This window comes from Alteromonas sp. ABH4_457 (assembly GCF_056160625.1).
In genome coordinates, this window is sequence record NZ_JBSWXN010000004.1 from 416,796 (window position 1) to 442,405 (window position 25,610).

23 protein-coding genes are annotated in these 25,610 nt (G+C 42.0%); 8 read left to right on the forward strand and 15 right to left on the reverse strand.

Translation table 11 applies throughout. The features are described 5' to 3' along the window. Positions 1-8: 8 nt before the first annotated feature. From ACXAGR_RS12020 to ACXAGR_RS12030, 3 genes are all read right to left on the reverse strand, one after another. Positions 9-860, reverse strand: coding sequence for a hypothetical protein (locus ACXAGR_RS12020; protein ID WP_474850527.1), 852 nt, complete (start codon positions 858-860; stop codon positions 9-11). Between the two features lie 111 nt (positions 861-971). Beyond that, entirely contained in the window at positions 972-3,254 is a 2,283-nt protein-coding gene (locus tag ACXAGR_RS12025; RefSeq protein WP_474850529.1) for an ATP-dependent helicase, read from the reverse strand. A 4-nt stretch (positions 3,255-3,258) separates the two neighbouring features. After that, positions 3,259-3,900, reverse strand: a complete 642-nt coding sequence (locus ACXAGR_RS12030) for a hypothetical protein (RefSeq protein ID WP_474850531.1) — start codon at positions 3,898-3,900, stop codon at positions 3,259-3,261. 151 nt (positions 3,901-4,051) lie between these two features. On the opposite strand from ACXAGR_RS12030, the gene ACXAGR_RS12035 reads away from it, so the two are divergent. Together ACXAGR_RS12035 and ACXAGR_RS12040 are read left to right on the forward strand one after the other, a co-directional pair. Next, positions 4,052-4,429: a hypothetical protein gene (locus tag ACXAGR_RS12035; RefSeq protein ID WP_474850533.1), complete on the forward strand. Its 378-nt coding sequence runs from the start codon at positions 4,052-4,054 to the stop codon at positions 4,427-4,429. Positions 4,430-4,537: 108 nt separating this feature from the next. Then, positions 4,538-4,906 (forward strand): hypothetical protein, encoded by a 369-nt coding sequence (locus ACXAGR_RS12040; RefSeq protein WP_474850535.1) that lies wholly within the window; start codon positions 4,538-4,540, stop codon positions 4,904-4,906. Here ACXAGR_RS12040 and ACXAGR_RS12045 read toward each other — a convergent pair. Both ACXAGR_RS12045 and ACXAGR_RS12050 read right to left on the reverse strand, forming a co-directional pair. Then, positions 4,899-5,840 carry a hypothetical protein gene (locus ACXAGR_RS12045; RefSeq protein WP_474850537.1) on the reverse strand — a complete coding sequence of 314 codons (942 nt, stop codon included), beginning with the start codon at positions 5,838-5,840 and terminating at the stop codon, positions 4,899-4,901. The two genes, ACXAGR_RS12040 and ACXAGR_RS12045, sit on opposite strands and share 8 nt — an antisense overlap. A 7-nt stretch (positions 5,841-5,847) precedes the next feature. Further along, positions 5,848-6,243 (reverse strand): TraR/DksA C4-type zinc finger protein, encoded by a 396-nt coding sequence (locus tag ACXAGR_RS12050; RefSeq protein WP_474850539.1) that lies wholly within the window; start codon positions 6,241-6,243, stop codon positions 5,848-5,850. A gap of 165 nt (positions 6,244-6,408) precedes the next feature. Here ACXAGR_RS12050 and ACXAGR_RS12055 point away from each other — a divergent pair, with 165 nt between their 5' ends. After that, positions 6,409-9,336 (forward strand): DEAD/DEAH box helicase, encoded by a 2,928-nt coding sequence (locus ACXAGR_RS12055; RefSeq protein ID WP_474850541.1) that lies wholly within the window; start codon positions 6,409-6,411, stop codon positions 9,334-9,336. Here the strand turns inward: ACXAGR_RS12055 and ACXAGR_RS12060 are convergent. Next, a complete protein-coding gene (locus tag ACXAGR_RS12060; RefSeq protein WP_474850543.1) occupies positions 9,333-10,136 on the reverse strand; it encodes a hypothetical protein in 804 nt (267 codons plus the stop codon). The two genes, ACXAGR_RS12055 and ACXAGR_RS12060, sit on opposite strands and share 4 nt — an antisense overlap. After that, positions 10,133-10,552 (reverse strand): hypothetical protein, encoded by a 420-nt coding sequence (locus ACXAGR_RS12065; protein ID WP_474850545.1) that lies wholly within the window; start codon positions 10,550-10,552, stop codon positions 10,133-10,135. The genes ACXAGR_RS12060 and ACXAGR_RS12065 overlap by 4 nt, the downstream gene beginning before the upstream one ends. Positions 10,553-10,678: 126 nt before the next feature. Between ACXAGR_RS12065 and ACXAGR_RS12070 the strand changes: the two genes are divergently transcribed. The 3 genes from ACXAGR_RS12070 (at position 10,679) to parC (ending at position 15,676) form a co-directional block, all read left to right on the forward strand. Continuing rightward, the gene (locus ACXAGR_RS12070; protein WP_474850837.1) at positions 10,679-11,473 is read left to right on the forward strand and encodes a fibrinogen-like YCDxxxxGGGW domain-containing protein; all 795 of its coding nucleotides are present in this window, start codon (positions 10,679-10,681) and stop codon (positions 11,471-11,473) included. Positions 11,474-11,547: 74 nt separating this feature from the next. After that, entirely contained in the window at positions 11,548-13,443 is a 1,896-nt protein-coding gene (parE, locus tag ACXAGR_RS12075; protein ID WP_474850547.1) for a DNA topoisomerase IV subunit B, read from the forward strand. Next, on the forward strand, positions 13,436-15,676 hold the full coding sequence (parC, locus tag ACXAGR_RS12080; protein WP_474850549.1) for a DNA topoisomerase IV subunit A: 2,241 nt from the start codon (positions 13,436-13,438) through the stop codon (positions 15,674-15,676). The genes parE and parC overlap by 8 nt, the downstream gene beginning before the upstream one ends. Before the next feature lie 544 nt (positions 15,677-16,220). On the opposite strand, the gene ACXAGR_RS12085 is transcribed toward parC, so the two are convergent. The 4 genes from ACXAGR_RS12085 to mfd all read right to left on the reverse strand — a co-directional run bounded on the left by ACXAGR_RS12085 (position 16,221) and on the right by mfd (position 21,564). Next, positions 16,221-16,742, reverse strand: coding sequence for a hypothetical protein (locus ACXAGR_RS12085; protein ID WP_474850551.1), 522 nt, complete (start codon positions 16,740-16,742; stop codon positions 16,221-16,223). A gap of 96 nt (positions 16,743-16,838) precedes the next feature. Next, complete coding sequence (locus tag ACXAGR_RS12090; protein ID WP_474850553.1) at positions 16,839-17,192, reverse strand: DUF3592 domain-containing protein; 354 nt, start codon at positions 17,190-17,192, stop codon at positions 16,839-16,841. Between the two features lie 94 nt (positions 17,193-17,286). Next, on the reverse strand, positions 17,287-18,156 hold the full coding sequence (locus tag ACXAGR_RS12095) for a thioredoxin fold domain-containing protein (protein ID WP_474850555.1): 870 nt from the start codon (positions 18,154-18,156) through the stop codon (positions 17,287-17,289). Between the two features lie 102 nt (positions 18,157-18,258). After that, the gene (mfd, locus tag ACXAGR_RS12100; protein ID WP_474850557.1) at positions 18,259-21,564 is read right to left on the reverse strand and encodes a transcription-repair coupling factor; all 3,306 of its coding nucleotides are present in this window, start codon (positions 21,562-21,564) and stop codon (positions 18,259-18,261) included. A gap of 224 nt (positions 21,565-21,788) precedes the next feature. Here mfd and ACXAGR_RS12105 point away from each other — a divergent pair, with 224 nt between their 5' ends. After that, positions 21,789-22,442 carry a Crp/Fnr family transcriptional regulator gene (locus ACXAGR_RS12105; protein WP_474850559.1) on the forward strand — a complete coding sequence of 218 codons (654 nt, stop codon included), beginning with the start codon at positions 21,789-21,791 and terminating at the stop codon, positions 22,440-22,442. Positions 22,443-22,492: 50 nt separating this feature from the next. On the opposite strand, the gene ACXAGR_RS12110 is transcribed toward ACXAGR_RS12105, so the two are convergent. The 3 genes from ACXAGR_RS12110 to ACXAGR_RS12120 all read right to left on the reverse strand — a co-directional run bounded on the left by ACXAGR_RS12110 (position 22,493) and on the right by ACXAGR_RS12120 (position 24,590). Further along, positions 22,493-23,236, reverse strand: a complete 744-nt coding sequence (locus tag ACXAGR_RS12110; RefSeq protein WP_474850561.1) for a hypothetical protein — start codon at positions 23,234-23,236, stop codon at positions 22,493-22,495. A 290-nt stretch (positions 23,237-23,526) separates the two neighbouring features. After that, a complete protein-coding gene (locus ACXAGR_RS12115) occupies positions 23,527-24,075 on the reverse strand; it encodes a hypothetical protein (protein WP_474850563.1) in 549 nt (182 codons plus the stop codon). Positions 24,076-24,098: 23 nt separating this feature from the next. Next, positions 24,099-24,590, reverse strand: a complete 492-nt coding sequence (locus ACXAGR_RS12120) for a hypothetical protein (protein WP_474850565.1) — start codon at positions 24,588-24,590, stop codon at positions 24,099-24,101. Between the two features lie 72 nt (positions 24,591-24,662). Here ACXAGR_RS12120 and ACXAGR_RS12125 point away from each other — a divergent pair, with 72 nt between their 5' ends. After that, a complete protein-coding gene (locus ACXAGR_RS12125; protein WP_474850567.1) occupies positions 24,663-25,241 on the forward strand; it encodes a hypothetical protein in 579 nt (192 codons plus the stop codon). A gap of 2 nt (positions 25,242-25,243) precedes the next feature. Here the strand turns inward: ACXAGR_RS12125 and ACXAGR_RS12130 are convergent, their stop codons facing one another. Next, entirely contained in the window at positions 25,244-25,609 is a 366-nt protein-coding gene (locus tag ACXAGR_RS12130; protein WP_474850569.1) for a hypothetical protein, read from the reverse strand. Position 25,610: the final 1 nt, after the last annotated feature.

Consider the following 25,610-nt stretch of genomic DNA (forward strand, 5'->3'; position numbering starts at 1 on the left):
CATACTCCTTACGGACATTTTCTGTAGTAATAACTGCCATTCTCTTCCACCAGATTTGACCCGCCATCCGCAAAACAACTTCCGATAGGTGTATAAGTGACCGGTGTAGTGACAGGCTCTGATACTTCATCGTTAACTATAATCGGAGTAGCTGGAGTCGGTTCATGGATCTCGCAAGCTGAACCACAGCCAGCGAAGGTTGAGGCAAGAATTAACGTTGCGTTTGCCTCACTCGCCTGAGTGGAAAAGCGTGAAAGCGCAGCATTATATGCACTGATACCATCGCTTCTGTCCTGCTTTAAACCAAGAGACATGCTATTAATCAAGTTTACAGTAGCTGTTCCAACATCAGCATTCACGTCGTCACTCGCAGCCCTGAAAGAACTGTTTTTATCGCTCATAATCGCGAGAATTTGAGTGCGGGAGTCGGTACGATGATTATCTTGTTTAATCGATTTTGACTCTCTATAGTCATCGAGCATTTCCATGTAGCTTTCAGCGTCGAAAGTGCCGTCAGTACCAATGGAGGCATTGTATATGGATGCCAATGTCGCCTGCTTGTCTGAAGAATAATTAGCTACCCGACTAGTGTTTGTTGCAGACAATTCGGTAGTGGCTGACTTTCGATAAGAGTCCTCAGATGGAGCGATCTCGTACTGCAATTCTGAAACATAACTTTGTGAGTAACCTTCACTCAAGTCTTCGAATGGATCATTACTCCCACTGGATTGATAGGCGTCGTAACGAGCCTTTGCGGTACTGTAGTTCTGTAGATTGGGGTCGCTCAGCACCTGCGCTACACTTGGAATTGATGCAGAAATTGCGATGACCAAAAATGATGCTTTGGATAGCGAATTCATAATATATACCACCTATTAATAACATGAGAATAAGTTATCAACTAGTGGACATATTAGCAAGCATTTTGTGGCAAAATTGCATAAAAATTAAACTGTGAATAGTTTCATAATTTAAATAATTTCAACAACTTCCGCTTCGGGATTTAAAGTCTTAACGCCGTGGTCATCAAAGTCTACGGTTAACCTGTTGCTTTCGCAGGCTAGTACTATCCCAACCCCGAAAATCGCATGTTTAATTCTGCTGTCTATATTAATATCTTCATATTTAGCCGAGACAGGAGAAGTTGTCCTTTCGCCAGAAATATTGGAATTATTTCTTTCTCTGATTTCAATCAGTCTCTTGCAGTATTCCTTCGAAATTCTTGAAGCTGTATTGCTGTTGGTAATGTTTTCATTTGCTTCAATCGATTTCGCAGCTGAAGTCGATGATCGTATTTTTGCCTCAAAGAGAAAGCGGCTTGCTTTGGGGTCAGCTGGGGTATGTTCTGACTTATGACTTAATTGAGCTTCAAGTTCTGCGTCTGACAATGCGATATAGATCAGCTTGTTCTGCGCCCTTGTAGATGTTACATAAAAGAGTCGGCGTTCTGACTCGATGTCCGTCCTTCCATCGTGGTGTGTATAAGGAAACAGCCCTTCCTCAAGTCCCGGTATGATAACAACGGGCCACTCTCTCCCTTTGGAGCCATGGGATGTCGCTATAACCACACCGGATACCTCATCTTGCTTATTTCCGGCATACTTGGCAAATTCAGCAAGTGCAGTGTGTGTATCTTTGGCAAGCTTGCTAACAAAAGAGATTAAGGCATTGATGATATACATCTGATTAATTGCGTCTTCTTCTCTTACGGCAAACAGTTCTATGGTTTTTTCCAACTCAATACCTTTAACAAAGGTGTTGAGAATGTCGGCGGGCTTGAGTGCTGTTTTCTTTTCTGCATCAGCAACCCTGAGTGCTGATGCGAAATCCTGAAGTTTACCGCGTTTATATTTGGAAAGCTGTGGGCTGTCATAGCTAAGGATGAATCGGGATAACTCGCCTCTATTATGGCGGAAGAATTCAATGTTACTTGCATTAGTCTCCATCTTTATGCCAAAAAAGCAGAGTTGAAATAGCTGATTTAACCTGTCAGCAGCATCTTTGTCTCCTCTCGTAAAAAAAGCACCCTGATGGAGTTCAAGGACGGTTAGTAATCCAACAGCCTCCTTTTGCTCCAAAATAGAGCGGCTGCTTTCCAGTTTATAAGGTATTCCTTGTTTCAATAGCTCCAGCTCGACTTCAGAAGTAAAGCTGTGGAGACGCACCAATATTGCGATATCCCTAAACGATCTGCCCTGCTCTGCTTCTTTTTTTATTGCTGTTACAACAGCAGGCCCAAAGCGCTCGGTGTCATCATAAAAATTAACTTTCACATCACTGGATGGAGCATGGGGTGATGAGATGCAGAGATCTTTACCTTTACGGATATTATTGGAAATCACATGGTTGGATACAAGAGCGATAGAATGCCCGTAACGAAATGTCTCAGGAAGAGAGTAGTGAATAATAGGAACATCAGGTCTTGATGGATTTTGTAATTCTTCCTTTAATTTGTAGGAGAGAAAGTCTGGATCAGAACCCCTCCATTCGAAGATGGTTTGATTTGTGTCTCCGACCATGACCCACTTCGCTCGATGTCCTGCTGTGATGCTGACTAATCTTACGGAGATATCGTTGATATCCTGAACTTCATCGAGAATAAGGTATTGTAATCTGTTTGCTATGGAAGTTGCTGCTTCGGGGTATGCATTACAGGTGTTTACCACTTCTCGCATGAGATCTGAGTATGTGACAAACCGCTTGTTGAGTCGTTCTTCCTCAAATCGCTCAAATGCTTTTACAAAGTGTCGGTACTCATGCTTAAATCCTAAAGAGTCAAAACAGTCAGACGCCGATAATGATGCAGACTTAACTACGTCAATAAAGCTCAGAAACTCCTTGTTTTCTGCTTTAGTTGCATATGCAGGCTTTTTAGTAGACTGACTTAATGTCGCATTAAGAACCTTCGATGCCATGCCGCTTATGCGCTTTTCTGATGTAACAAGCGGCAGCGCGTTAAGAAAACCCTTCGACCCCAGAAAATTATAGAGCCGCAACGCGAGTGAGTGGAATGTGTATATTTTTGGTAGCGGGGATATGCCTTTATCAGATAGCTTCCGGTAGATATCTTTCCGCGCCTCTCTCCCAAATACCACCAGCATGATTTCCTCGGCAGGTATTTTATCTGTTTCAATTAACCGGATTACCAGCTCTGTTATTGTTGATGTTTTCCCACTGCCTGCAACTGCTTGCACAATCGCGTGTGCTTCCCTGTGATTAGCAAGGGCATTCTGGTTGTATGTTAGTGTTTTCAATTAGCTACCTGATACTGTATTCATGTTCTGCCGCGAAACGTTGTCCTAACTTGCCAAACCGGAGCGTTTCTCTGATTGCCGAGTCGATATGATAGGCAATGTTTTTTCGCAGGTCTTCGTTCATCTGGTGAAGTTGCTTGTCAATATTTTTAGCCGCAGAATTATATAGTGGTCTCTCTAACTCCGCTGTAAAATGGAATCCCTTTAATTTAGCGGCTCTCCATTTAAATTTTTGGCCGTCCGGTAGCTTAATTTCAGAGCATAGCTTCATTGCCTTGCTTTGGCCATAGCGGCAAGCAAGATTGGAAAAGGCGCTTTCCACTATTTTGGGAGCTGAATAGCTACTTAACAGCTCACACTTAACGTATTTAGAGGAAATTCTTTGACTAACCTCAGCGAGTAACGCTGCTACGATGACCTTAGATGAATCACCCCTGAAGCGGTTAAAATCAAATTCAAGTTTTACGATGGCGTTTTCATCAGAGTTGATGAGTGAGTCGTAAACCATATTCTCACTGATGGATTGACCAAGTGACGGGCCGTCGCCATCCTGACTGATGTCATTAAAGAGCGATTTGAGCTTATTGCAGCCGTTGTTATCATTAAACGCAGATACCAGTCTATCCACTTGATTCAGAAAAATCATAATAAATACCTTCGCTCAACGAGCCTATATAATACCATAATTCAGAATTTTGTCAACATGAGGCTTTAATTCTTATAACCTGTCTATTTTGACTAAATGCCAAACAGCCTCTATTATATCAGCTTAATATAGCTGATGTGGCGATAAATTTATGAGTCGGTTGAAAAAAGAGTTTTTGAGGACGATTGAACCTCATTTAAAAGTTGCTCAGGAGGCGGCCAGCAGTTTCGGAATTCCTTTTTTTGCAACAGTTCAAACAGCACCGCAGGAGTTTCATGGGTACTGTGCAAATGAAGAAAAGTCGAATTCATCTAAATTTACAATGATGAGGTATATTAATGAAACATCGACAATTGATGACTTCTTAGAGTTAATTATTATTGATGCGCAAAAGAACGGTCATGACAGCGCATATTTAGAAGCGATGGGCATCCCCCGAAAACCATCCGGCACTCAAGAGGCGTTGCGTAGAATAAAGTCCTTAACTGACGGAATGAGCGAAATTCAATCTCCAGAGGGTGATTATTGACCAATCAGACAGTAAAACATGTAATTATATACGTTAGTATGCCCCCTCTGCCTTTGACTTGCATAAAATTTACGTTAGTATGCGGTCGATGCAGTAGGAACCCTCCACATGAAACGTTTGGAAGCTTTTAGTAATATAAGAAAACTCCTTAAGGAGGAAAGGCTTGTAGGTCTGTGCTGGGCAATGGTGGTTTACGACACTCAGATTCAGGATTTGCAGCGCATTGTTGTAAGCATGAAGGCAATCGTAATAGATGGTGGGAAAGAAAAAAGGATCTTTTTTCAGGATTATATCTACGATGTTGAACGTGACTCAACCATGCTTAAAGATGCCTTCTCACTTTCGGCATTGAATTTTCCGGATTTACAATGCGATTTTGAAGCCGCGTCAAGAAGCATTGACGCTTGGGCCAATCAAAACAAGGAAGCTAACATATCTGACGTTGAACCAGACATGTTTTCCACCTCTCTTACTTAGTTCCCGATTTTTCAGTTTTTTCTCTTTTTAGTCTTGCATCCAATGAAAGTACCTCAGTTTTTGTCAGAGATGTCAGGGATTTGCCCTTTAATACTTCGTTCCAGTCGGTTGCCAGATAGATTAGGATCTCTGGCGCAAATGCCTTTCCGGTAACTTTATCAATGTGCTTTTTGTGCTTCATGAAAAAGTTCTTTGACAACTGAAGAAACCACGGGGCACCCAGCTCGCCTCCCTTAGAAGCAAGAATGAGAAGATACCTTACAGTGTGAGGCTCACCGCCCTTCAGGATTAACGGTTTGGTATACTCCAAGTTTGCTGCAATCATATCACTGATCGCACAGCAGAAGTCGAAAGTATGTATTGGAGTTATCTTACTCAGCCCTGAACCGATAATAGGCGTTATTTTGAGCCTAGTAAGCACTCCTAACTGCTTGAACAGGTTGGAAGATGAAGAAAGCACCGGAGAATGAAATACTGTGAGTCCACCAGCTAATGCCGCCCTTGCTGTTAAATCACTTACTAACTCCAGCTTCGCGAAATCTACCTTATCCTCAAGTGTAGACTTGCCTTTAAGTGCAGATTGATCCCTGACAGATGCTGGCAATACATTCGCATACCGGAACTCACCAGAACTGGCCATCTTGATTATTGGCAAAATGCCTTCAAGCGTACAATGTTCATCTCGTACATACACACTTATTGGAAGCAGGTTTAATACCCAACTGACTGCTCTCAGTTTTTCAGTAAGCTCGGCATCCTGTTCTTTGCTGTTTGCATTAAAATAGATACTCTCATTCACATTCGCCCACGTTGGTTTGTTTTTGTAGTAGGTTAACGTCACTGCATACCCACTTTTTTTAAGGTGAGTAAAGAGAGCCTGCCCTAAAGCCCCTGAGCCACCAAGAATTAAGATGTTTTTTGCCTCTTTTTTCATAACCTACCTACTGTTTAATGAATTGCTTTGCCTTAATCTCCAGCACATTTGCACACTCTGTGCAGTTCTTAAACGCTGGATTGATTGCCAAACGCTCACGCCCAATTTCAATGCCGCAAGACTGGCAGTAGCCGAACTCCTCTTTGTCGAAGTGCCGAAGCACTGATGAGATTTCCTCAGCTCGCTTCTTCCGTCTGTCAAGCTCACGTTTCATAGCATCAAAGTCTTCCTGTTCGGAAGCTTGGTCAACAGGATCGACATAGACCGTTTTAGTCTGGTTCAACTCCTCTCTTTTGCTATCAATCCATGCTCTGTGGCTTAATAGTTCTTCACGCAAGGTTTCCTTAAAACCTTCGATTTGATTATCACTCAAATAGTGATCATTAACTGATTTACTGCTCATAATAAATACCGTCTCATAAATACCGAAAAAAATTAAACCCGAAGCGGATTTAATAGGCTATATATTTTACACCCCTATTAACGGTTTCGCACCACTTATTTTTCCTTTAAACATGAATTAATATGCTGTATATTTTATCCTCAGAGTTATATGAGGTGTATATACGTGGCAGACAAAACGAGCGTTATTGATTATTGGCTTTCCTGTGTTAGAGAGCAAGATATTCAAAAGACAAGCCTGACTGGAAATGTTAGTCGTCACCAGTTTGTTTCTTTGGATGACGAGTCTGCGATATTATCTAACCAGCGAGATAGTGTGAAAATCAAGTTCAGCACAGAACTTCGCGACGTATTAAAGAAGGAGCGCACTCGACAACTTTATCGTAACAACAAGGATTCTCGGCCAGTATTTTTCTTTCCTTTGATTACTGTAAATGGGCAGTCTCATCCTCTATTTTTTGTAGATCTCGCAGATCTTGAAAGTCAGATAATGTCCGGCACGGGGGATTTGTCATTTGATATCAACCCATGGTCTGTCGATACCAAAATTGGCGTCGTATCAGACACATTTGCCAAGCTTGGTTATGATGAAGAGAACATCGACCTCAATGAGTCTGTTATCAGCTTTATTGAAAAAATAACTGGTAGTTTTACGCTTAACTTTCAAATGGCGCTGACAGAATTGCTGGACTTCATCAAAGAGGATGCCAAATCTTCAACCGGTAGTTATGCAAAAGTCACAGAAGTGGAGTCTAAAGGTCTGATAAAGTACTCGGACTTTAGTGAAGCAACACTGATTTTTAAAAAGGATCTCCTATATATCAAGGAAAACCCGTCCCTGCTTAACTCGACAATGGTGGACAACTACATCAATAAGAGAAGCGCAGGTGTAGAGTTTACTTCCAATCCCTTTATTGGTGGTTTCTTTGACTCCCCTATGAGTGAAGGTCAGGCAGCCGCATTATCTGAGGTTATGTATAGCAATAGAGAGTTGATTAGCGTACAGGGTGGGCCGGGAACCGGCAAGACAACACTCATCCTTTCTGTTATCGCCGCAAAGTTGGCCCGTAAAGCTATCGCTCTTTCAAAAGGTGAAGATCAGAAATCCGGCTTGATCCTTGTGACTAGCTTCAATAACAAGGCTGTAGAGAATGTTGCTAATATCTTGGAGCGTGAATTTGGCGACATGTTTCCAGAGTGGCTTTGTTTGCAACTAGGTAATCGAGAGAAACGGGAGCTGGCTGTTGAAAGGATCGACGCACTTATCAAACGAATTGATGAAGCCTCTTTCGACAGGGCTAAGTTCGAAAAGCTCAAAGGCTTTCTTGTCAAGGCAGAAAAGGTAATTGAAACTGCGGCATTGCAAAAGAATGAATCCTCCGTAGATTATTCTCCGGTTGAAATTTCTACATTAAGAAGTCTCGGCTATACAGGAGAAATGGACTCAAAGAGTTTGACTGAATTTCTCTTTAAGATTTTGAAATCAAAGAAACGGAGTATTTCAGCAGCAATATCATCTCTGGCCTATAGCATCAAAACAGACAAGCAAACTGTTGATGACTTGCAGGTAAAAAAGGTTATCATCGGTAGAAAGATTGCCATCTATAAGTCTTTGGCTGAGCAATTTCCCTTGCTTCCTCAGGATTATATTTTTTCATCAAAGCATGACTCAGATGAGGCTATCAGGTCGGAAGCATCGCAGCAGCAAAATGGATTGCTAACCAGAGTGCTGGCTTGGATGGGTATTAGTGCAGCCAAGAACCCTGCTGCCGATATTGCAGAAGAAAAGCGTCGGTTTAACCGAAAAATTGAGAGTAAGTCACTTTTACCCTACCCTGTTTACGTGAGTCAGATCGCAAAGGTTGACGCCCGTGTGTCTTCAATAGAAAGGCGACTAAAAAACAAACAGATAATTCGCTCTGTGTTAGGTAAGATAACCTCTTCATCAGAGGTGCATACTTCTATCGATAAGATACGTCTTAACCATGTGCAGGACAATAAGGCCATCTTCCTCGCAAGTCTTCATCTCTTATACGAGACTATGGTAAAGAATAAATTTGCAGTCATTGAGGCGCTGTCAGCGTGGCGTGATGTTTTAGCAGGAAAGGGCACGGAAAGTCGCCTTTACCATGATAACTTTAGCGACTTTATTAACAGGGTAAGTATGGCCTTCCCTGTGACTACCTGCACATTATCCTCCTTGGGTAGTGTTTTCGATCATCCTGAAAGCACCTATGTAAATACCAAGCCTTTTGAGCTTTCTGTTTGTGATGAAGCCGGTGTTGTTCCTATATTTTGCATGCCAAGTATTCTGATAAGGAGCAAGCAAGGCTTGGTTATCGGAGATCAGAAGCAATTGTTGCCAATAATATCTATTGATAAAACCCGTCTGGCAGAGTTTGCCAGCAAAGCTGGCCTTTCTTCTGGTGATAGTATTTATAATCCTATGCTGAGTTCTGCGTTCCAGCGCTGCGCTTTTGCACAAAAAAGCAACTATGCTGATATTGGTGAGTCAGTGATCTTAAATGAGCATAGGCGATGTCAGTCTGATATTTCCGACTGCTTTATTGAGATTGGCGGATACACTAATATCACCAATCTGACGCCAGTACTGGAAGATGAAGACTTGGAGCTTTATGCTTCACTGTCCGCGCATCCTATCACGATGGTAGATGTTAAGGGTGCCAATAAGGGCAAGCGGAACGTTAACTTTGAAGAGGTGGATGCAATAGAAGCTCTGCTGGATGATTTTGAGGCTAAGGGAATAGATTTAAAAAGTCAGGTTGGGATCATTACGCCATTCCAGAATCAGAGTACATTAATTCAAAGCCGATTTAGAAAGCGTTTGGGACATGATGTTTACCATAAGAAAATAGGTACAGTCCACGCATTCCAAGGGGCAGAGTTTGATATTATTATTTTAAGTATGGTTGTGTACAACAGCACCTATCACGTTCAATTTATAAGTGGCGCTCCCAACCTCCTGAATGTCGCTGTGTCCCGCTCCAAAAACAGACTTTTCATTGTAGGCGACAGAACATTTCTGGAACAGCAGAGTGGTCACATTGAAACTCTCATGAAGCACGCTCACTAACTTAGCATACGATTAGAGGCAAGCGAGTGAATTGCTATAAGTGTGAAAAGTAGCTTTTTTTGCAGCGACAATGTGTATGGGGTTTTGTCAAATTCTGCAATCAGTCTGGGGCTTTCACTAGCTTTAGCTATAAAGCTTACCCATGGTCTTATAGCCATTTTATTCATGCCAGTCAGGTTTATGTCACGGGCTAAATTCTTCTTGTTGAGTTTAAGTAGAGTTTTGTTGTGAATGGGATTATTTCCTATGCGGTTAGCGCAGAGGTAAAGCAGGACGGGAAGTCTGCCTAAAGTTGTGCCATATAGCTTGAATAAATTTGTTGAGTTGTTGAGCTTTCTGCAAAGAGGGAGTCTTATGCTCTGCTCAACAATATTTAGTTCATTTTCTGATTTTACAGTTAGTGACCCGTACTTCTCGTTGAATTCCTGCTGACTGGACTCTTCATAATTAACCTCAGTGCTTTTTTTTACACTAGCAAGGAAGTGCCGGATTTCCCCTTGGAGGCCGCTCAAATCTGCTTTGTCAGTGCCCAGAATATATTCCAGAACATCATGTTCCGACTCTATAATATCGGATAATGTATCTGGGAACAGGTTGTGCCGATTCTTTAGCACAAAGGACACAGTGTCGTGGGTTCGGGTGTGATAAATAACTACGATTTCAAGCAAGACATTTAGTATATCTCTGGGAATGTGTGACTCAAGCTTGGTGATGACCGCACGGGAGTCGAGGTGGGTCAAATTCGATGCGTTCAGATATTCAAGGCAGGCTTCCCTGATATGCTTCTCCAGCATATTCATTTGACCACAATTTCAATACGTGGCACACAGCTGGCTTTGTTAATGCACAGCTCTGCATCACTGCTGGAGAATGTTGTTTGATACTCCAGTGGCAGGCCGCTCCATCCCATTTGGTTGACTATGTTGCGGAAGCGATGTTGCTGAACACCTACTCCTTCAATGCTTTCAAGGCTGATAGCTTTGAGCGTAATTTCTAGTGGATGACTTCCTTTTAGCTTGCTGTTTAGCTCATCTTGCTGGGCAGGTGTTAGTGTCACTTGGTCGGGAGCGAAGTTTAAAACTACAGTTATTTCGGCATCGGCACTATTATCCTCGATTCGCATACTTTCGGTCACCTTAACATCAGCAGCTGGAGCCTTCTCGCTACTATATAGTGATAGAAATATGATTGCTGTTGCTCCTAAGGTTTTATACATTCGGGTATCCTGTTGTGTCGACAGCCTACACTATCGCGTGACAAACTGTTATTTAGATGATGTAATAATTAGATTATAGCAATCAAATCTGTAATGTAAATTTTCGGAGTATTTATTTTGAAGCTTGTGTCAGCGCTTGTGTTAATGGCGATAATTACCTCACCTTTTTCTCATGCAGGAAATGTATTTCGGTACAAGCTGCCGAAAGATATATATGAAAGTAAGATGCCAAAGAGTTGCGCGGATTTGCTGGCGAAGAACCCTGATGCGCAATCCGGATGGGAGACTATTTTCCCGATGGGGCTTAACGGGTCATCGCAGGAAGTTTTTTGCGACCAAAAAACCGATGGCGGGGGGTGGACAAGAATCCTGTATGTAGGGGTAAACAAACAAAACTGCGCAGGCTCCATGTCTCTGAATTCGTCTGGCTATTGTGTTAAATCCTCAAATGCTATTTCGTTCAGCGCTAACACGTTAGGGTTGAAGTTTCAGGAGGTAAGAGGTGGGGTTGCGGTTTTCCAAAGCGGAAGCAATGACGGATTTCGTCGTTATAATTCAACCTCATCTATTGATGCAAACTATGTAGATGGCGTTTCATTTACTTATGATGATGAAGGTAGTCGAGGTCACCTCTTCACCTATGCCATTGGTCAGTCATCCACAAGTAACAGGCAGGCATGTCCTTCTAATGGCGGTGATGCACCTCCAAGTTTTGTTGCAGGCTATTATGCTTGTGAGACAGGAAATACTGGTGGAGCAGATATTTATGGTTTTTATCAAACGGAGTTATTCGGTGGTATTGAATTTTCTCGGGTACTTCCAACTGCTATGAAGACTTCGCTCGAAGTCAGAGTTATGAACGATCAGGGAACAGGTGACGAAAACATTGCCCTAAACTCGATCTATATCTTCATTCGATAAAAAACAGCGATTTTCTTGTCGGGATGCCCCCTGCTCGTTATTCTATGCACATATTTTAAGAGGAAGTTTTTATTATGTCTTATACTTCAGACGACATTACCCATTTAAAGGGTCTGGAGCCGGTTAAGCGCAGACCCGGCATGTACACGGATGTGGAGAATCCGCTACACCTCGCACAAGAGATTATTGACAATAGTGTGGATGAGGCTCTGGCTGGTCATGCCACAGAAATCAAGGTTACTTTAAAAAAAGATTACTCTGTCGAAGTCTGTGATGATGGCAGGGGTATGCCTGTTGATATAAATAAAGAAGAGAATATCTCTGGCGTAGAGATGATTATCGACAACCTTCACTCTGGTGGTAAATTTGGCGACAGTAACTACAACTTTTCTGGCGGACTGCACGGTGTCGGTATCTCGGTAGTAAATGCGCTGAGTCAGGAAATGAAGGTAACTGTTTACCGTGATGGAAAAGAGCATGAAATAACCTATAACGACGGCTTTAAGCAATCACCGCTAAAAGTTGTCGGCAAAGCCGCAAAAAACAAGCACGGAACCATTGTATGGTTTAAGCCTGATCCGCAGTACTTTGATACTCCCAAAATTAGTTCTAATGCTCTCAGCAATCTTCTTCGTGCAAAGGCAATGCTTTGCAAGGGGTTAAAGGTAATTTTCGTTAACGAGATATCCGAAGACACCGTTGAGTTTTTCTTTGAAGAAGGTGTTAAAGATTTTGTTGAGATGAATGTGGATGTAGAAGAGGATGCTATCGGTGGTTTTGCCTTTTATGGTGAGTTTGATCTTGAAAGCAGCCGTGTACAATGGGGCTGTTTTTGGGCCGAGGGAAGAAACATCCTTTCTGAGTCTTTCGTTAACCTGATAAATACTCGTGATGGCGGTACGCATGTGAAGGGGTTGGGGCGAGGCCTGACTGAAGCAATCAAGGAATACGTCAGTTTTAATAACGCGCTGCCTAAAAAAATTGATATCACCGAAGATGACGTGACAAAGGACGTAAACTACGTACTGTCTTATCAAATGAAAGAACCTATCTTTGATGGTCAGACAAAAACCAAGCTTAAGTCCCGAGAATGTATCGCGGTTATTCAAAATACCGTCAGGGACGCACTGAGCGTTTATCTCAGTCACAACAAGGTACAGGCAGAGGCATTGCTTGAAAATGTGCTGAAAAACGCTTCACAGCGCTCTAAAGAGGAAATAAAGATAGAGCGTAAGAAGATCGGAAAAAGTATCGCACTTCCCGGCAAGCTTACTGACTGCAAGAGCAAATCGCCTTCACAATGTGAGTTATTTCTCGTAGAGGGTGATTCAGCTGGTGGATCTGCAAAAGGTGCTCGCGACAAGGAGACCCAAGCCATACTGCCGCTACGAGGAAAGATCCTGAACTCTTGGGAAGCAAGTGCTAGTGACATAAACAAATCAGAAGAAGTAAAGAATATATGCTCAGCAATAGGTGTTGATTCTAACTCAACAGACCTTTCTGGCCTGCGGTATCACAAGATCTGCATCCTTGCTGATGCTGACTCAGATGGTCTCCATATTGCTGTGCTTTTACTGGCTCTCTTCGTGCGACACATGCGCCCTGTGGTTGAAGCTGGTCACTTATATGTTGCCATGCCACCGCTCTATCGGATAGACGTCGGGAAAGCGGTTTTCTATGCATTGGATGAGAACGAAAGAGAAGAAATACTTCAAAGAGTAAAGCGCGAGAAATTGCGCGGCGAGATTTCTATACAGCGCTTTAAAGGGCTTGGTGAAATGAACCCAGAGCAATTGAGGGAGACGACATTAGATCCTGCCTCAAGAAGATTGATCAGATTAGATATTGAAGATGCTACCGAAGTGCTTGAAGAGCTGAATATCTTACTCGCCAAAAAAACAGTTGAGGCGCGTCGCGAATGGATAATTAGAGATGGCGTCAATCCAGAATTAGGGGAAAATCATGAGTGAAACATTTAACGTATCTGATTCAGTAAATCTGGTCTCGTTTGCCAAAAATTCTTACCTCGATTATGCGATGTACACTCTGAATGACCGTGCATTGCCGAACGTTGCAGATGGCTTAAAGCCAGTTCATCGTCGAATCATTTATGCGATGAGAGAACTGGGGTTGGTTTCTTCGGCCAAATATAAAAAATCCGCCAGAACCGTGGGTGATGTACTTGGTAAGTACCATCCTCATGGCGATTCCGCGTGTTATGAGGCAATGGTTTTAATGGCTCAGCCTTTCAGTACGCTGCATCCGCTTGTGGATGGACAGGGTAATTTTGGTTCTATTGATGAGCCGAAGTCTTTTGCCGCCATGCGATACACAGAAAGCAAGCTCACTAAGTTTGCTGAGACATTACTTTCCGAAATAAAGCTTGGCACTGTCGATTTTGCGCCCAATTTTGATGGCACCCTGACGGAGCCTGTTACCCTACCCGCTCAGCTGCCCAATATCTTGATTAACGGTACAGAAGGGATTGCGGTGGGCATGCGTTCAATGATTCTTTCGCATAATGCTGAAGAGGTAGTCGCCGCCTGTGTTGCCTTTTTGCAGAACTCAAAAATTTCTGAGGATGATCTGCTTTCGCATGTGCAAGGCCCAGATTTACCCCTCGGTGGGGTGATTACCAACTCCCGCGAGTCCATTGTAAAAATGTACAAAGAAGGCAAGGGAAAAGTCACAATTCGCGCATCTTATCATGTTGAAGGTGATGAGATTATTATCGACTCAATTCCGTATCAGGCTAGCGCACCTAAGATCCTTGAGCAGATTGCTCATCTCGTGGAAGAGAAGAAGTTTTCTCTCATTCAAAGTATCGATGATGAAAGTGACGCCAACAATCCTGTCAGAATAGTATTAACGATGCGCTCAAATCGGGTGAATCCTGAGGAGGTTATGAGTCACCTTTTCGTGAAGACCGATCTTCAGAAGAGCCATACGCAAAGCTTCATTGCTATTAATACAGAAGGCAAGCCCCAGCCGATGTCTTTTATGGAAGTTGTGAGGCAGTGGACGCAATGCAGGCAAAATGTTTTCGAGCGAAAGAAACGTCATCGTTTGGCGCAAGTTGATGCGAGACTTCATATCGTCGAAGGTTTGATAATTGCGTACAATATCCTTGACGAGGTTATTGAAATTATCCGGACAGCAGAAGATCCCCGTGCTGAATTAATGTTGAGATTTGCGCTTTCTGAAATTCAGGCAGATGCTATTTTGGACATGAAACTGCGCCACTTGGCTAAGTTGGAAGAATACAAACTAACATCAGAACAAGATGAACTCGATAAGGAAAAAATTGCTCTGGAGACCTTGCTTGCCTCTGATCGTAAGATTAAAAACGCCGTTATAAAAGAACTGCTTGAAGTTACTGAAAGAGTCAAAGAGCCTCGAAGAACCTTATGTGAAGAAAGAAAAGAAGCAAAAGAGATCTCAGAAGATACACTTGTGCCTGCCGTGCCTGTAACTGTCATTATAAGTGCTAAGGGATGGGTTCGATCAGCTAAGGGTCATGATTTTGATATTAGTAAGCTCAACTACAGAACAGGTGACAAATACTCCCAGCATATTGAGATGAAGAGCAATGAGAGCTTGCTTATTCTCACCGAAATGGGTCGTGCTCACATCGTGCCTGTTGCAGACTTCCCGAATGCTAAGGGCACGGGGGAGCCGTTAACAAGTAAAATCTCCCTAAAACAAGGCGACCTCATTAAACAAATATTAATCTACGATCCGGAAAAGGCTTGGCTAATGCACTCAGATAGCGGTTATGGGTTTGTTTGTAATGCTTCTGACCTGTTTACGAAGAACAAGACTGGGAAGGATGTGATTACACTGAAAGACGGCGAGTCGTCCCTTCCTCCTGTGGATATCACAGCATCAGATGAAGTTCTTGTTGTAACCAGTCTGGGGCGAGCGTTGATTATCCAAAAATCAGAAATCAATACCCTGTCTAAAGGGCGAGGAGTAAAGCTTATTAACCTGAATGCTGGCGAAGTAGCCAAGCTGGGTGATGGACTGAACTCTATAATTTCTTTGGCTGATGACACGGTTGTAAAAGTAAGGGCAGGTAGAAAAGTCCATCGCATAGACAAATCAAACTTTGAGATATATCGAGGTAAACGCCCTTCCAGAGGTCGATTTATTGATAGCGAAAAGAAAGGTGACATCAAATTAGAAATTGAAAATAATACCTGATGGTTTAAAATATAAACAATGTATTAAGATAGGTGCGGTCACTTCAATTCTGGTACTGCACCTTTTTTATGAGGTATCTATGATGATTGAGGAAGATAAGGCTGCAAAATTCGGGTATAAAAAGTTCACCCCGTATCCTGAGTTAATTCACTCTATCGGGCTGTTGCATACTGCAAGGCAGGTAGATGTGGAGTTTGCATTATCGAATATAAAAAGCATACTAAAGCAAAAGTTTGACAGCTACTGTATCACAATTATTTATGACTCATCCCGAGGCGGAAAAAATGTCTTCGTATCAAAGACCTTTAAGGCGGGTAAGAACGGGTTGTCAGAAAGACTCAAGAAGTCATTGTCATATGGGTCGTTTGTATTTAATTCAGAACTATCCGCCGTAGTGGGTGAGTTTTCTTCTGAAGGACATGACATGGCTAGGCTGATGCAGAGTATTACTTATTCCAGCCTAGCTTGTCATTTTAGGGCAGTGCTCGTGTTTGACGCCACCAGAAACAGTTGTTCCTTATTTATGAAACCTCGTAAGGCTTCGTCAAACAAACAAACATGCAACAAATATGGAAATTGAGATAAGGCCCATGACCGTTGCTGTCTTAGTGATGGCTTTAAACTTATTCCTTACGGAAAGTTTTGCCTCACGCTTTGTTGGTTTGGCAAAAACAACCACGCTATGATCGCTCTTTAAGCGAAAAGCATGTTGTTGCTTGTCAGAGGCTTTAAGTGTTTCGAAGTTATAATCAGGAGAGTTGGAGATGCTTATCCTGTCATGCTTGATTCCACTTTCATCCATATAGAAAATCGTTACCCCGCCCCTGCTGGTTTCCTCCTCAGCTAACTTTACTCGCTTTTTAAAGTGCTCAAATTCGTAAGAGGACGCTTTTCTTATAGCCTCCTGAGACATGTTATCAGGGTATTCTTTTGAGTATCGGTTCAAATAAGGATAGTGTATGTTATATCCTCTTTTTGCTACCTTTACAGGAATTTTCTCCCAAATATCCTCTTTCGAAAGTTCAATTAATTGCTGTTCGCTGTTAAATATAGCAACAGCCTGCATCGAAATGTAACTTACGAATGCCAAAAGGGTGATGCACCCCAAGATATACAGGTGTGATTCATAGTTAAATAAGAATGCGTGCATTTTCTTCCCAACCTATTTTACAAAAAATGACAATAGTGATATTAAGAAAAGTACTCCAGATATCATCAAACTTGGATTTGGCGTGCGTGATGCGCTTACAAGATAAGCCCTGCGAGGATCTTTCTTCTGGTAATAGACAGGTATCTCAAACTGACCCTCCTCTTCAAACCTTCTGGCTAACCCTTCGATTTTTGACTTACTCAAGCCGTTTTTCACGACTGAATAATCGCTGTTTCCATAGGTAATTCCGTCTACCTTGTATTGGTAGTAAAGGTAACTTTTCGCCTCTTGAAAGCTTTCCCCTAAAATATTCGCATTAGTAAATCTGGCATCCTTCACAATTCCCTTTGCTACTTTTGCGCTCATTAACGGTATCGTTTTAAAAAATCTGTTTATACCGAGAAAGCCGAATATGATTGTGCCTACGAGAGAAGCAGTAAAAAGTATGTGAAGGAGCATTTTATTCTCCTAATCCGAGATTAGCGAGGATAGCATCAGAGCTATCCGCCCCCTTTTGCAATTTGCCGTTAGGGTAGACAATCAAAGGGGTTCCTGAAATGCCCAGCCCACTCGTATTGCGTTTAACCTCTTCTATATCAAACCCGCACATAGGATTTTCAGAAAGCTCTTGCTCTGCGTTGGACAAAATAGCCTGTTTCCCCTTGGCAACCGCATGCTGGTAAACAGATTGGCGCATATCAACCGTGTTCTCGCGACTTGCTGCAATTCTGCCCTCCTCTGCTGCCTTTGAGAGTGATTCGATATAGCTGTCCATTGTTGCCTGAGGTTTTTTGCTACAAGCGACTGCGGAGAGCATTAGTTTGCTCCCCTCGTAATTAGGTGTGGCTATGTACCGTACTGTTACCCCACTATTATTGAGCTTGGGCACCTCTTTGTGTAATTTTTGGCAGTAGTGGCATTGAGGATCAGTAAATACGGTGATTGCGGCTTTTTCTGATTTTGCTTCATACACGGCTACAAGCGGTGCGGTTTCTACGTAACCTATAAGCGCTTCGTATTTTCTCTGGCTGGTAAAGTCCGCTCCGGATACAAAGTCCAGCACGCTGATCCCGTGATCAGGGTTATAAGCTACGCCATAATCAAGGTTCTCGCTTACCAGAATGGTTTTCCCGTTGCTCAGATCGATCTCTAAATAATTAGGGATTGCAGACTCAGAAATACTGTAGACGGTTAAATTGTTTTTAGCCGCCATGGCTTCGATTTTTCCCTGAAAGTCAGGGGTAACTTGGGCATGAGAAATGGATGAGCACGACAGCGCCATAATCGCGGAAAGGCTAAATGCTTTCGCCAATTTGAAATAAGTTTTCATAAAAATACTCCGTATAATTGACTGTTTATTATAGGGAGTTTGGCGGGTAATTCAACGATTAAGTAAAGCCCCCGATATAAAGCTATATGCGGGGGCGTTTATTTAATGGTAGAGGGAAGCAATCCTTGGGTAATCTATTACACCATCTCTGTTGAAGTGTTTGAAGGGAACTGTGATAGCAACGTCCGTAAGGGGAACGGGAATAATTCCCTCTTCTGAGAACTTTGAAATAAGTTGTTCTGCATTTTTCTCTTCATCCATCGCGATGGTCAGGATCTCATTCGATATTCGGGTTCCCCGAATGCCAATTTTAAGCGCCTCCAGTCTGCCAGACAGTAGTTCGATTAGTCGTCGGGTAGGTTCAGGGATTTCCCCGTAGCGATCAGTCATTTCAGACAGTATTGGCTCGAATTCTTCAATGCTTTTGCATTCGGATAATCGCTTATAGATGCTGGCTCTCATACCGCTATTGGGTATGTAGTTCATTGGGATGTTGTGAGAGTCAGGAATATAAAAAACAATAGTCTCTCTGTTTTCATCATCCAATTCACTGAGTGACTTTCCTTGCTCAAGCAGGCTAATCGCTTTTTCAAGCAGATGAAAGTACATCTGGAATCCAATGTCTTGAATGTGGCCACTTTGATCTTCTCCAAGGATTTCTCCAGCTCCTCTTATTTCCAAGTCCGCGTTAGAGATCTTGAAGCCACCCCCGAGGTTTGTGTTGCTCATCATTGCTTGCAATCTCTTTTCTGCAATCTCAGATGTTCTTCGATTCTCTGGTCGCAACAAGTAGCAGTAAGCCTGTTTGGATGAGCGGCCCACCCTGCCCCTCAGCTGATGCATTTGAGCTAGTCCCAGCTTGTCACAATTAGTGATAATGATGGTGTTTGCGTTGGGAATGTCTAAACCTATTTCAATGATGGTTGTTGCTACTAGGATATCGTACTCGTAAGCATGAAATGCGTTCATTACTGACTGCATTTCAGCTTCTTTCATCTTGCCGTGAGCGTAGCAAACCCTTGCTTCAGGGAACATTTCCTCTATCTTGCTTGCCGCCTCTGAAATTGTTGAGATGTCATTATGCACATAGTAAATTTGCCCATTACGGCTTAATTCTCGCGCTATCGCTTCATGAATACGTCGATAGTCAAAGTCATAGGCTACCGTTCTTACTGCCAGTCGCTTTGCAGGTGCTGTAGTTATTGTTGAAATATCACGAATGCCGTGCATAGTCATCGTGAGTGTTCTCGGAATAGGTGTGGCTGTAAGTGATAGAATGTCCACTGATCCACGGTGCTTGTTAAATTCTTCCTTTTGCTTCACTCCGAACCGGTGCTCTTCATCTATCACGAATATGCCAAGATTGGCGAATTCCACGTCACGTTGTATCAATCTGTGAGTACCAATGACGATATCTATCGATCCGTTCTTAAGACCTTTAAGGCATTCTCTTTCCTCGGTTTTGCTTCCCCGAGTAAGCAATTGTATGTTGAAGTTAAAAGAGTCGAAGCGTTCTTTGAACGAGTGATAATGCTGTTCAGCCAAAAGCGTAGTGGGTGCAATGATGCAGCACTGTTTTTTATTGTGTGCTACTACCATTGCCGCTCTCATTGCTACTTCTGTTTTCCCGTAGCCGACATCGCCGACTACAAGCCTGTCCATTGCTATGTCTCCTTCCAAATCATTAAGTATGTCTTGTATGGCCATACTTTGGTCTTTGGTGGGAATAAATCGGAATTCGTTTGCGAACTTGCGATACTCAAATGTTGGTATGGTGAAAGACGGACGCTTCTTGGCTAATCTCTTAGCCTTGATTGCAAGTAATTCTTTTGAAACCGCTTTTACATCTTTAATTGCACTTTGAAGATTGCGCTCCCAGTGCTTGGATGCTGCATTATCAAGAGGCGTTGTTTCAGGATTAATCCCTTTGTATTCGCTAAGCAGATAGAGATCGTCAATAGAGACAAAAATACTACTGCTTTCTGCGTATTCAAGCACAACGTACTCTTTTGAGCTATTGGAGTCAGAATAGTTTTTGAACCCGACAAATCGTCCAACACCATGTTTTGCGTGTACAAGTGGATCGCCAACTCTAAGCTCTGTTATGTGAGTCGCTTTTTCGCTTCTATCGTAAACAATTTCTTCCATTGTTTTACTGTCGAAGATCTCGAATTCAGTGATTAGGGTATAACCCTTTCTTTTGTTTATAAAGCCAAGATCCATATCCGCTACAAGTACCCAGTAGCCGTCTTCTTTGGACTCGAATTCTTTCCAGCTATCTACGATTCCGAAGTTGATTCCTTTCATTCGGAACATCATCTCCAGCTGTTTGCTTCGCGTTTGCGAGTTGATGGTGATCAGAGTCTTGCCGGTCTCATTGTGTGCAGCGGTAATCTTCTTGAAGGTTTCATGCATCTTCTCCTGCTTTCGTACACTATTCACGAAGATGCCGAGTTCATCTTTAGAGGCAATGTCCATTACCTTATTGGGCCTGCTCATTAAGAGCGTATCAATCTCTTTTTTGTTACCCAGAAGATACTTTGGCTCAAGTACTGGTCTTGACTCTATGATTTCTTTGTATCTGTTTTCAAAGTTGTTGTGGATACTTTGAATAGATTTTTCTGCATCGATGCAAAATAAAACCGCGCTTGTTGTTGGGATGACCGCCAGTAGTGGCTTCATTATCATGTCTTTTACAAACAACGGTTTGTAGTAGTCGATACCGCGAGGTAGCTGGCCGTTATGAACACTTTTAAATACGTCCGTGTCTCTGGTTTTAAAGAGATTTCTGTATTGAAATCTAAAACGACTTAGTGAAGCCTCATCGTAAGGGAACTCATGAGTGCTGAAGATGTAGTAATTTTCAATCGAATCGCCGTTCAATTGTGATTCAGTGTTGAAGTAAAAAGTTTTCTTCTCATTGATGAAAGTTCTCGACGGCTTCTCATTGCCGTATCCGAAAACATCTATGACGTTTTCTGTAACACTAAATTGTCCTAGTTCTTCAACGGAACCTGTTTCTTTATACCCATTTGCCTTTAGTACATCCAGCATCCCTGATGTTCCGCATGTCGGATCGTATAAGTCATGTGTACAAGCTACAGCCTGATAAAAATCAACATCGGGGTTCTTTTCAATTAAAGAGCGAATTGGCACAAGAAACACATCCCATTTGCTCTTGCTATGAAGAAGCCTGTAAATGTTCTGGAAGCGGGCGCTTACGATGGATGGCTGAGTAAATTCCTCATCATAAGGAAGTGTTTCAACTTCGGGAATGATAAAAGGCTTGGCATTTTCGTGTTTTATTGCAATTGTTTCTCCAATTCTCTCTGCATGTTCGTTATTCGAACACACAATCACTAAGGGATGTTCACTACTGCTGAAATGCTCATCCGCGAACTCAATCACTGAGCTGTCGCAGAAATGGGAATAAATTTTTCGCATATATATAAAGGCTCAAGCTGTTGTAATGTTAGTATACTGTGGCTGCTGATGTTGTAAAATTTTTTGCCATTTTTTTTGATATGGATTTTGGTTTAAATATTTCCTTGCTCTCTCTTGTATTCAACAAGCTTAACTGGACTAACATACCCTAAAAGTGGATAATAAGTCATCAATTTTAAGGTGTATTTATGATTATTAACAAGATTTCAAAGTGTCAATTTTTGTCGATGATGTCAATTATAGCTGACACCCCAAATAACTCTTCTAAGCGCATGACTTTTCAGCGAAAAGAGTGCATTTTTTCAGAAGGTAGTTTGGCCGATTCTTTTGCTGTCGTTTTAACTGGCTCGGTGCAAGTGATCGACAAAATGGGGTCAGAGCAATTTGTAGTTGGTCAATTTAGTCAAGGCTCCATTATTGGTGAGATGGGGATGTTTACCGCTCAACATAGAACTTCTTCAGTAATAGCATTCGCAGAGGTCGAGGCGTTGATTATTACTTATGAAGACTTCGAAAAGATCTCGGCAAGAGACCCTGCTTTTCTTTTTTATATTGCAAAAAAAATGGCAGAACGCCTGTCTGTGACAACGAAGCACGCAGGGCAATTAGCCACCAGAAGCACCAAGGAAAGGATTCAATTTCTGATCGAGGAGCTGGCCTTGTCTGATGACTCTTTCAAGGTTGAAGGAAGGAAAGGAGTTTTTGTAAAAATATCGAGGAAATCAATTTCTCAGCGGGTTGGCTGTTCACGAGAACTGGCAGGTAAGATCCTTAAAGAACTTGAATCTGAGGGGAAAATTACTATGAAGGGTATGAAGCTTAATATTTTATTGCCCAAGTAATAGTTAGTATATATTTGTCATATTATTAAAGTAAAGGGTGTACTCACCCTTTACTTTTTATCTGCCATTTTTCTTTGCTTGTCTCTGTAATACTGGTTTTTTGAGAATCTGTCAGTATGCCTTTGGTAAGGTTTCCAGTTGGCGTCTCTTCCAGTTGCTTTTTCGAACTCTTCAATAGAATTGTTATATGCTTCAGCAGCTTCTGATACTCTGTCTTTAGCATATTGCTTTGCCAAAAAATGCATTACAAATGTTGCTTTCTTTAGAGCAAACCACTGCCCTGAACTTTCAAAAACAGGGAGATATATATCAATAAGATTGTTCGCCAATTCTGCCTTGTCTTTGAAAACGACATTATGATAAAGCTTGCTTACAAATTTTGCGCCCCTTCCTGACTCTTCAATTACTTCACAGATTTCGGATAATTCATCTGGCTCGTAATCGATGAACAAAAATGCAATGTTCAACCATTGGATGAGACTAACTCTCCCTTCGCCATCTAGCAAAAAAAGGTTGTTTTTGACTTTTTCCAGCATTAACTCTTTAAAGTGATCATCATCCCTAACGTCAATACTGCCGTTATTAATTTTGACAAAAATATCGTTCATCTCTTCGAGCGTCTCAAAGAACATTCTACCCAAAATCTCTTTTTGAATGTCGGCTTTAGGCAGAAGCTTTGTGATAAAAGGCATTTCATTAACTTTGTTGTGATAGCCGTTGTCTTTTGTAAAGGTGTCAAAGGGCGCTTTAGAAACAAAAGACTCCGAATCGGAGTTAGTTAAGAGTGCAATCATTGTTCTATTGCTGAAGTACCTCAGATGATATTTCTCACTCACGATGATGTAACCTTTATCTTGAAAAAGTCGAAAGTTGGATTAGATGTGCAATACATCAAAAAACCTTTATTCCTGATTGCATTGAGAGTTCTGTCATCAACCTCAAAGACCAGCTTGTTAGCTTTATCGGATAGAAATATGCGATTACCAGAAACACGGCACTTTGCAGTATTCTGCTCCAGAATGCCGTTCTCTAAGCCTATCATAGCGGTCTTGTCTTGCGACAGGGATACAATCATTTTCACGTCTTAATAAATACAATAAAATAAATACATACTAATAATAAGTGCATTTGTCGCTGGAAGCAATACTCTATGAAAATCCCAGTAAACTTCTCTGCAAAGAAAAGACTCCCATGGATTTTTGGGGTTATAGAAAACCCTTACTACTGATCCGGCAAGTTCACTAATTTTCTTCCTCCGAAGCTGAATCACATAGAGTAAATCAGAAGCTGTAATCGCTCTTCTTTCTGGTGAGAACATTTCGCCACAATAAACCTTGTCGTCAATACTATAGGCGAAAGTCAGTTCAAACTTTTTGGATTGCAGAAAAGGAATAACAGGCAACCTTCTCTCTGTTTTTTCTATCTTGCCCATTACGTGAGGCCAATTCTTTGAGTCGTATGTTTTTTTTACATTGTTCATCGATATGAAAATTATCAGCAAAGGGAGGAGCAGAAAAAAACCTCCGAAAGCAATAATTCCAATCGTTTCAAGACTGTCTGTTATTTTAAAAATGCTTTCAAGTATGAAAAAATTAATCACACATATGATTGAAAAAACGTTGCCAATACTCACGCTACATATCCTCTTTTGTTGACTTATTTCTTAAAGTCTCTGCCGCCCGGACTTTCTGGTCTCATGTATTCGATCCACATGGGGTGTTTTTCAAACCTCACTGCGAAATTGAGGAGTTGTTGCAGGCCTCTTGTATCTTCAGCCTTATACTTTGCTAAAAACCCTGCAAACCTTTGCAATGGCTTGATGTACGCCTCAGTAAGGTAAATATGATGTGTCTTAGATCTGATGTATTTATTGTCAACCTCAGCTACAGCCTTGGTCTCTACTGAGAGTCGGCAGGCTACACCATCCGGCCTTGTTGCAAATGCGTATACAAATAATATCTGGTGATACTTTGCGCTCGCTTTTAACACTGGTATGACATTAATTTCGTGGCCAGATAGTTGAAGTTCTCTTACCCTAAGTAAGAAATCAGCACAAGCAACCCAAGCGCTGCCTGTTCGCAATAAGCTTCTGCATGTTTTATCAGGGCTTATGACCTGACTGATGTATTGCAGCTTCGCTGTTTCCACAATTTATACTCGACTATATACCCTGTAAGAGATATTCTATTAATTTATTCGATGTATTAAAAGGATAATTTTATGAGTCTTCTAAAAATGTCAACTTTGGTGATTTTGGCTACGCTGTCACTTTCCACCAGCGCCAAGGTCTTGGAGGCATTTTCAATTCCTCAGGAGGGGTTTAAAAGCCTCATTACTCAAGAAATCTCTTTTGAAAACCGGTTTAAGGGGCATGTGCCGGATTACGGTGTCGTTGAGTTTGACTTTGGGGTGTCAGAAATAACGTTCCATAATAATGGTGCAGCAGAATCTCTTACGGGGGAGTTAATCTTGGAGCTGCGCTCAGAAAGTCCTGAGCTTCTCTATGCTGGGTATTTTAAGGTATCTGTAGATTTTAACGAACTCGAAGTGGACTTTTTAAATGCAAAGGTCGGGTTCTCAAACTTTCTTGTAAAGAATGCTCAGTCATATAATCGTTTTGCAATACGATCCGGCTTGGATGATTTATTACTTTACGAATTCGTACTACCGCATCTTCATGCGGCTTTACGTAACTCTAAGCTATCTGTAATGGCAGACGATATGCGTAAACTGGAGGAGCGGCCTGCCTATGTCTTGAGGCTCACAGAGGTGGGCGAGCTGGCAATCTCACCCAAATAAGTTCAGCTTGCCGGAGAAGCTATTTGTGTTGACTCAACTATAATTCGAATAGTCTCTTGTATGGCCACCAGAGGGTGAAACCCTTTTTTGATATATGCATTGTAAGCTATGATCGAGATCTCGTCCTGTGGTACATACTCGCGTCCTTCTTCGGCAGTCATGCTATATATGTCAAACTGCATTCTCTTTTGATGTACAAAATTGGTAAGCTCCATCAACCCTCTTGCATTGGGGTTTTGCTCCTTAATCTGAAAGAGCTTCTGCGATGCCTCGCTCGGACTAATTGAAGAATCATACTCACTGGCGTGAGACAGAAAAGAGCAAGCAATTAGCAATGCTGTTGTAACTAACCTTCCAACTGAACTCATT